This window comes from Photobacterium aquae, assembly GCF_001029445.1.
Taxonomy (GTDB): domain Bacteria; phylum Pseudomonadota; class Gammaproteobacteria; order Enterobacterales; family Vibrionaceae; genus Photobacterium; species Photobacterium aquae.
In genome coordinates, this window is record NZ_LDOT01000034.1 from 143,619 (window position 1) to 152,475 (window position 8,857).

Annotated in this window: 3 protein-coding genes and 1 pseudogene; 3 read left to right on the forward strand and 1 reads right to left on the reverse strand. The window is 45.0% G+C overall.

Annotated features, from left to right (window positions below):
- The first annotated feature begins 39 nt into the window (after nucleotides 1-39).
- Both gcvP and ABT56_RS23750 read left to right on the forward strand, forming a co-directional pair.
- Nucleotides 40-2,925, forward strand: coding sequence for an aminomethyl-transferring glycine dehydrogenase (gene gcvP, locus ABT56_RS20085; protein WP_047880693.1), 2,886 nt, complete (start codon nucleotides 40-42; stop codon nucleotides 2,923-2,925).
- Nucleotides 2,926-3,225: 300 nt separating this feature from the next.
- Nucleotides 3,226-4,337 (forward strand): annotated as a pseudogene (locus ABT56_RS23750) (IS3 family transposase).
- A gap of 107 nt (nucleotides 4,338-4,444) precedes the next feature.
- Here the strand turns inward: ABT56_RS23750 and ABT56_RS20095 are convergent.
- Nucleotides 4,445-7,621 carry an SIR2 family protein gene (locus ABT56_RS20095; protein ID WP_047880695.1) on the reverse strand — a complete coding sequence of 1,059 codons (3,177 nt, stop codon included), beginning with the start codon at nucleotides 7,619-7,621 and terminating at the stop codon, nucleotides 4,445-4,447.
- 710 nt (nucleotides 7,622-8,331) lie between these two features.
- On the opposite strand from ABT56_RS20095, the gene ABT56_RS20100 reads away from it, so the two are divergent.
- Nucleotides 8,332-8,841: a P-loop NTPase family protein gene (locus tag ABT56_RS20100; RefSeq protein ID WP_047880696.1), complete on the forward strand. Its 510-nt coding sequence runs from the start codon at nucleotides 8,332-8,334 to the stop codon at nucleotides 8,839-8,841.
- The last annotated feature ends 16 nt before the right edge of the window (nucleotides 8,842-8,857 follow it).

Sequence of the window (8,857 nt, forward strand, 5' to 3'; positions counted from 1 at the left end):
ATGCTCTGTGCAATAGCGAGAACAGTTCAGGACAGAACCATGACCGATATGACATTTCTAAAAGCACTGTGTGACGACAAGGAATTTACCGCCCGTCACAACGGCCCGAACTCACAACAACAACAAACCATGCTCGAGGCTATTGGCGTTGCCAGCCTAGACAGGTTGATTGATGAAACCGTGCCTGCCTCGATCCGCCTTCAGGCCCCGATGCAGCTTGATCTGCCGCAGAGTGAAGCGGATATGCTCGCCTCGCTCAAAGCCATTGCCAAAAAAAATGTGATCAACCGTAGCTTTATCGGTCAGGGTTACTACAACACCTATACGCCCAATGTCATTCTTCGCAATGTGCTGGAAAATCCGGGCTGGTACACGGCCTACACCCCTTACCAACCTGAGATCTCGCAAGGCCGACTTGAGTCTCTGCTCAACTACCAGCAGGCGGTGATGGATCTGACCGGGATGGAGCTGGCCAACGCCTCATTGCTTGACGAGGCTACCGCCGCAGCCGAAGCCATGACCCTGTGCCAGCGTGCCAGCAAGAACAAGAGCAACGCATTTTTCCTATCCGAGGATCTACACCCGCAAACCATCGATGTGGTACGCACCCGTGCCCACTTTATCGGCATCGAACTGATCACCGGAAAACTGGACGATATCGACAACCATGATGTATTCGGTGCTCTGGTTCAATACCCGGGAACGACCGGTAATATCACCGATCTCAGCGCCATTATCGAAAAAGCCCACGCAAAAAAAGCCCTTGTTGCCGTAGCATCCGACCTGCTGGCTCTTACCCTGCTCAAATCACCGGGGGAAATGGGGGCAGACGTCGTTATCGGTTCGGCCCAACGCTTTGGTGTGCCGATGGGATTTGGCGGCCCGCATGCCGGTTTCATGGCAACCAAAGACAAGCACAAGCGCACCATGCCCGGCCGAGTGATCGGTGTCTCCAAAGACAAACGGGGCAATCAGGCACTGCGCATGGCCATGCAAACCCGCGAACAGCATATTCGCCGCGAAAAAGCGACATCCAACATCTGTACCGCCCAGGCGCTGCTGGCCAACATGGCTGCTTTCTATGCCCTGTACCACGGCCCTGAAGGTTTGCGCAAAATTGCCCGCCGGGTCCACCACCTCACCGCAATTTTGGCCGCTGGCCTGCGCAATTCAGGTATTGAGCTTGCCAACGACAGCTTCTTCGATACCCTGACCCTAAACACCGGCAAGAAAACCGCCGACTATTACCAGCAAGCCCTTGATGCCGGCATCAACCTGCGCAAGTTTGCCAACGGCAGCCAACTGGGGATCAGTATCGACGAAACCACCAAGATCGACGATATCGAAGATTTGCTGGCGATATTCGCCGGCCAGACACTCAAAGCCTCGATGTTCAGCGACGATATTGCCAGTGACGAGTTTGCCGCCATTCCGACTGACTGCCGCCGCACCAGTACCTATCTCACCCATCCCGTATTTAGCCGTTACCACAGTGAAACGCAGATGATGCGTTACATGAAACAGCTTGAGAATAAGGACTACTCGCTCACCCACGGTATGATCCCATTGGGAAGCTGCACAATGAAGCTGAATGCGGCAGCTGAGATGATCCCAATTACATGGCCTGAATTCGGTGCCCTGCACCCCTTCGCCCCGGCAGAGCAGGCTCTGGGCTATGCCGAACTGGCCGAGAAACTCTCAGCTATGCTGTGTGAAATTACCGGTTATGATGCCTTCTCGCTCCAGCCTAACTCGGGCGCCCAAGGCGAATACACAGGCCTTGTCGCGATCCAGCGTTACCATGAAGCCAACGGCGACGGCCACCGTAACGTCTGCCTGATCCCGAGCTCGGCCCACGGCACCAACCCCGCCTCGGCCGCGATGGTATCGATGAAAGTCGTGGTCGTAGGCTGTGATAATCAAGGCAATATTGATCTTGATGATCTCAAACTCAAGCTCGACCAGCACCGCGACAACCTTTCGTGCATCATGATCACCTATCCGTCTACTCACGGTGTTTATGAGGAAACCGTGCAGCAGGTATGCGAGCTGGTCCATCAGGCAGGTGGCCAAGTCTACCTTGACGGTGCCAACATGAACGCCCAAGTGGGATTGACCAACCCGGGCTTTATCGGCTCGGATGTCTCCCACCTCAACCTGCACAAGACCTTCTGTATTCCGCATGGCGGCGGTGGCCCGGGCATGGGGCCTATCGGGGTTAAATCACACCTTGCACCGTTTGTTCCGGGCCATGTTCAAAGCAGCACCGGAGAACAGCCACAATATGCCGTATCCGGTGCCGAACTTGGGTCGGCATCCATCTTGCCGATCTCTTACGCCTATATCGCGATGATGGGCAATGCTGGGCTAACCGAGGCAACCAAACTGGCCATCCTCAACGCCAACTATGTGATGGAGCGCCTACGCCCGCACTACCCCGTCCTTTACCGAGGCCGCAACGGGTGGATCGCCCACGAGTGCATCATCGATATTCGTCCTCTCAAGGAAGCCTCTGGCATTTCCGAGGAAGACGTCGCCAAGCGCTTAATGGACTACGGCTTCCATGCCCCAACCATGTCATTCCCGGTCGCAGGCACCTTAATGATTGAGCCAACCGAATCAGAAGATTTGGCCGAGCTTGACCGCTTCTGCGAGGCGATGATTGCCATCCGCCATGAAATCGCCCGCGTGCAGGACGGCGAGTGGGATCTAAAAGACAACCCGCTGGTTAACGCCCCGCATACCCAGGCTGATTTGATGGATGCAGAATGGAACCGCAGCTACAGCCGCGAACTGGCCTGCTACCCGTCATCCCATACCAAAGCCGCCAAATACTGGCCGAGCGTCAACCGTGTCGACAACGTCTTCGGCGATCGCAACTTGGTATGCTCATGCCCGGGGATTGAAAACTATATAAATGGGTGAGGTTTTTTGATCACAGATAACCAAGTTGGAAACTGTGATAACCGAGTTGGAAACCGATAACTAAGTTGGAAATTAACTTAAATAACAAAAGGCGAACCATTTGGTTCGCCTTTTTCTAAATTACATATAGAGCCTTGCATTGTAGTACTCTAGCAGAGTCTAGTTTAGCAATGGGTCTCCGATAGTTAAGCTCAAAAAAATGCTGAAAGCTTAAACCACAAGAGATGTAATCATCCCGTAATCTAGGGGCATTCCCAAATAGAGTTCTCCGACTTAAACTAGATAAAATGGAGAACGCTGATGAAAAAATCACGATATACAGAATCTCAGATCGTAAAGATCCTGAAGGAAGTTGAAGCTGGTAGGTTGGTCAAAGAGGTTTGCCGTGAGTACGGTATTTCCGATGCTACCTATTACAATTGGAAATCAAAATATGGAGGTATGGAAGCCTCTGATGTGAAGCGACTAAAAGAGCTTGAAGACGAAAATCGTCGCCTCAAACAGATGTTTGCTGAGCTCAGTTTGGATCACAAAATTCTCAAGGATATTGTCGAAAAAAAGCTGTAAAACCAGCCATTCGACGAGAGTTAGTTGATTACGCGAGGTACTCTCACAGCGTCAGTCTCCGTAGAGCTTGTCGGATTGTTGGTATTAGTGATTCAGTTTACCGTTATCAACCTGACAAGCATCGCAATGATTCAGTCATTGCTGCGCTGCAGGATGCTGTTGAACGTTATCCTGCTTATGGTTTTAGTCAGCTGTTCAAAGTACTAAAACGCTGGGGATACCGCTGGAATCACAAGCGAGTACACCGTGTCTATTGTGAGCTCAAACTGAATAAACGCCGTCGTGGTAAGAAACGTTTACCGACTCGCTACCCTGAGCCTCTCTGTGTGCCAGCAAGCATTAATCAATGTTGGTCGATGGACTTTATGAGTGATTCACTTATGTGCGGAAGACGCTTTAGAACCTTCAATGTTATCGATGACTTTAATCGAGAAGTGTTGGCGATTGAGATTGACCTGAATTTACCCGCTCCTCGAGTGGTAAGAGTATTAGATCGGGTTGTTGCCTGGCGGGGTTACCCAAACAAGATACGGATGGATAATGGGCCTTAATTTATATCAACTACGTTAGCTGAATGGGCAGAGCAACATCAAATCCAACTAGAGTTCATCAATCCTGGCAGACCAACGCAGAACTCATATGTTGAACGCTTCAATCGAACTTACCGCGACGAAATACTCAATATGTATGTCTTTAAAACCCTGAATGAAGTACGAGAACTGACCGAAAAATGGCTCATTGAATACAATGATGAACGACCACACAGTGCGTTAAATGATCTGACTCCATGGGAATACCTGGCTAAGTCAGAACACTTGGAAAACTCTAATTTAGGGTGCCACTAAAAATGGGAGGATTACAGATACTGAGCACTGATTGGCAATAAAATCAGATAGTAAGACGATCCTACTGGCTTGCCTTACTATCTGGACATACATGGCATCAAAAGGTACTAAGACTCATCTTGAGCCAAAAGCTGAGCACGATGAATTACGTACGCATTTTCATATCTAGACAAGTCTATTGCCTCTGGTAAAAGCCTAGCTACGAGCAACTTAATTTCATTACTATATTGCAATTCCTTGTCTGCGAAGCCGTAAATCCTCCAGTACAGTGAGCTGTGCCTATACAAATTAAAGACTGTCACATAGTTTCTCTGTTCTATATAATGGTTCCATAGTAACTTATGGGAGTCATTGAACATTCGATTCATCCCTTGAGAAAACGAGAATATATAGCAAGTGTGTAATAGTTTCAGCTCTTGCGTATTTGGCGTGAAGTGCCCACTAGGATCCAGTAAAGCTTTCTTCGTGATGGCTCGCATTTGATTGTATTGATCTTTTTCTTGTGAAGCTAAAACTCGATTTAGCCAGTACACCTTTGATTTATATGAGCTTTCCAAGTCACAAAGTACTAATGCCGCATTGTTTGCAGTAATTATCCTGTTATTGTTTCTGAATTTTTCTTCTAAGTTCTTTAACTTCTGAATTTCATTGAGGTCTGATAGTTCTTCCAGCTTTAAGAGTGCGTCAGAATTCTTTGGTTCAACTTCCAAAGTTTCCTTGGCATATCGAATGGCTTCATCTAACTTTCCAAGAGAATCGTACATAAACATGAGGTTAACTAAAACCTGAACAATCTCATCATTCGTAAGATGTTCTTTTTCCTTCAAAGCGTCTAGCAGCAATGGCTCAGCTTCTTCATGTTTTGAGATCATCCTAGACGAATATCCTTCGAGCATATAGAAGTATGACAATGAACCGACTTTATCCGACTCTCTTGCGATCGCTCGAATATGCTTGGAGAAGGAAATAACTTCTTTGTAACGTGCAGCATTAGAAATCTGCTTACAATATGAACGGCAGGCTCTAATTGCAGAATTAATATCACGTCCTAAATCTAACTCTATCGAACACTTAAGTAACTGTGCTAGAAGCACTTGAGTACTACCTGCTACTTTGTCACTTTCTTTTATTTGTCTTTTTGTAAGCTGGCATAGTTGCACTTTCCCTGCTCGCCAATTCTCTCCTAAGTGAACCTTTGCGATATTTTTAGAAATTTCATAAACTTTTGCCGAGTTAAGTTTACCGTAAACATAATTTCTAACTGCACTTGGTAACCTTAAGATTTTTGTCTCTCCGCTATTGACTGGCACTTCGACAATACTTCTAGTTAAGTTAGTTGCTTCAACGAGCTCTAAATCATGAAGTTCATCTAGATTTGTTTTTCGGTAAGTAGCGTCAGGGTTAGTTCGCTTTAAGTTATAGAATGTGTCACCAAACTCCAATACCGCCAAGGTTTCAAGTAACTGGTAACTTCTTTTTGTGTGAAGCTCTTGACTAGAGGCTAACTGCTCCACTCTGTTTATTATTTCGGCTGGAAAATCGCCATCGTTATCCCAGCTTCGTGATTCGGGTGTATAGTGCTCTTCATAAAGCTCTTCTGAGGAAAGTAAGTTTAAATCTTGTATACACCTTTCTATGCTAGATGGAATGCCTTTTCCAAGCTCGATAACAGTATCAATGGCATTACTATCCAGTTTATCGCCAACATTACTATGATTTAATATAAACTCTTTAGCGTCATAATCTTCCAATTTAGATAATTGCATTGTAGGAAAATTATTGCTTAACCGTTTTCGGCTAACTAAGACAACTTTAGCATTCTCGTTGTACTCATACATTATCGGCAATAACGACTCTAGATCTTCCACTAATCTCGCTACGTCATTTGACTTGGTGAGCTCTGCGCCAACATCATCAAAGAATACAATATTATTATACTGAGGTAGTTTTTGAATAAATACTTGTAGACTAACACCAGTTTCACGCTCGATACGTTCAAAAATCTCCTTTTTGTTTCTAACTCCTGCGAGATCAACTCTGAAAATTGGAGCATTAAAGTAAGTAGATTTCGCTTCTAGTTTCAGAGAATAAACAAACTCTCGATGGCTGATTCCCCATTCAGCTTCAACATTGACACATCGATGCTTTGCCAATAGTCCCAGCAAGTAACTTCTCTCCGTTACTCTCACTGAACTATGAGCAGGTTCTAAAAAAATATTCCATGGGATAAGAGCTGCTTCTCTATCTTCAAACTCTTGTTCACCTTCCTGGATATGCTTTTCTTCAGTTACAGGAGCAGAAGTAAGATTATGGGAATTCTCTGTTACAGCGTTACTGCATTCAAGAGCTTCTGAAAGCTGAGGAAGGAAACTGTGGCAATCAATGCCCCCATATGTTTTAAATCTTCCCCTTTGTATTGCAGGTGCAACAGACTCTAGTAAACACTGATATTTTTGCTTTATAGTCGATTCATTCGACTCAAAAAACGCCCACAATATATCGAAATTGGCCCCACTATCACTAATCATTGAGAATAGAACTTGCGTAAAGATATCGTCCCACCCTCCATAGCCCAAAACAACTAGTGTCTTATTGCTCAATATTCTTGTTAAAGACTGCTTTAGAAGGGGTCTATCCAAAGTCAATTGAGCAGGGGTGTGTAATGTATCTGTGTCGACCCAAAAACCGTGAAAATGAATAACATTGACATTAGACACCTGAAACTGCTCAAGGTTACTATCGCCGTGTAAAACCACTCTCGCTGGTTTATAACTTGCCTGCTCCAGAGCAATAGACAGGAGCGGGTCAAAATTTGGGGTTAATGCGATTTTTGAAGCTTTATCAAAGTTCAACAAAATCTCTGATAAAGATTTAGTAGCTGGGGGAATAGACCAGTTGCGGACATCATTTTGCAATTCTATCAATTGAGTAACATCGTTGATATCAATATCAGATACATCACCTTTATAGGCTTGCAACGTTGCTGAACGAATAATGCCATTAACTGTATTAGGGCTAGTATACATTGATAAGAAATCAAAGGAGCTTTGATACCTATCCGTATCAGGCTGCGCTGAACTCACATTCTTATGGTATAGCTCAAGAAGCTTAGGTTTTTCTGATAGCCTACTCTCTATTATATCGAGAACACCTCTAACTCCAGGTATACCAACAGTTTGTCCAGAAGAAGCGGATAATGGCGAACCAAAGAGGAAAACTATCTCATTATCGCTAAACTCAATTGCACTAGCCAAAGCTTCACTATTACCGATGGTCAGTTTCAATTCTATCTCTCTACCTTATAAGCATATCAACTGGGTTCATATTGTAAATACGCATCCATATTAAAGCAATTCAAATACTATTGATTTGAATATCACTTAATGCCTTTTGACTCTATTCGAGCTCTAGTACCTGGATTTATACAGAGCAAAGTTGATGAAGCTTGAGGTAAATGAACCCTGAGCATATTGATTTGTTCATACAAACAAGCGACTGGTTCATTGCAAATTCGCGGTTCCTAAAGTGCGGTTCGGGTTTTACGAACTGAGTAATTACCCTAAAGAGAGAGTATTATGAGGAGAGAGTTTCCAACTTAGTTAACCAAACTTGCTGCCTTCATTAGCCATGAAGCACTGGAGTTTCCAACTCGGTTATCGTTAAAGAGAATTCCAGCTCGTTGATTTAGAAAGCTGGCAAGTTTCCATCTTAGTTATCTGTGTTCAGTTTTTCGCCCAGTAGTTTGAAACTCAAATAACGTAACCTAAATAGACAAACTTCGGTTTGTCTATTTTTTTTTGTAATCAATCTGTCCCTTCAATTTTTACCTCTTCGATGCCACAGCCAGACAACAAAAAACCATAAGCAATAATGATTTCATGCAACCAGTTGACTTAAAAGGATACTGATAAGAAAATCATGCGCAATTAAACGTGTATTAGGCTGGGGAAAGCGAGCATGCTGTTTAATACACTGTTAAGCGTATAGGAGCAACATGAAGAAAATTCTCATCATTGGCAATTCGGGCTCAGGAAAGAGCTGGCTGTCAGAGCAGTTATCACGAAAGCTCCAGTTGCAAGAGGTTAACTTGGACTCAATTGTATGGGAGCCCGGTGGCTATAACCGTAAACGATCCCCTGAAGCAATTGAAGATGAAATTGCTAGCTTACGAACCCAACATAGTTGGGTGATTGAAGGGGTGTTTGGTGCCTTAGCTGAACAGCTTATACCTTCTGCTGATACGCTGTTATTCCTGGATTTAGAGTGGTCCGTGTGTGAGAGTTCCCTTCATGCGCGGGGCTCAGAGAGTTCGAAGCAACTTGATGTGGAACAGGCCGAGAAAAATTTTAGCGAGTTATTGCAGTGGGCTTCTGAGTACTCGGAACGAGAGTCTAAAAGCTCATGGCAGTTTCATCAGCTGTTGTTCAACGATTTTCACGGTAAGAAAATACGTTTTGCTACACGCTCACAAGTCAACTCATTTGTTGCGGAAACAACATGCTAACACATATGAGCCTTTG

Coding starts and splice junctions, on each gene's coding strand:
- ABT56_RS20100 (WP_047880696.1), top strand. CDS start 8,332: ATGAAGAAAATTCTCATCATTGGCAATTCGGGCTCAGGAAAGAGCTGG.
- gcvP (WP_047880693.1), top strand. CDS start 40: ATGACCGATATGACATTTCTAAAAGCACTGTGTGACGACAAGGAATTT.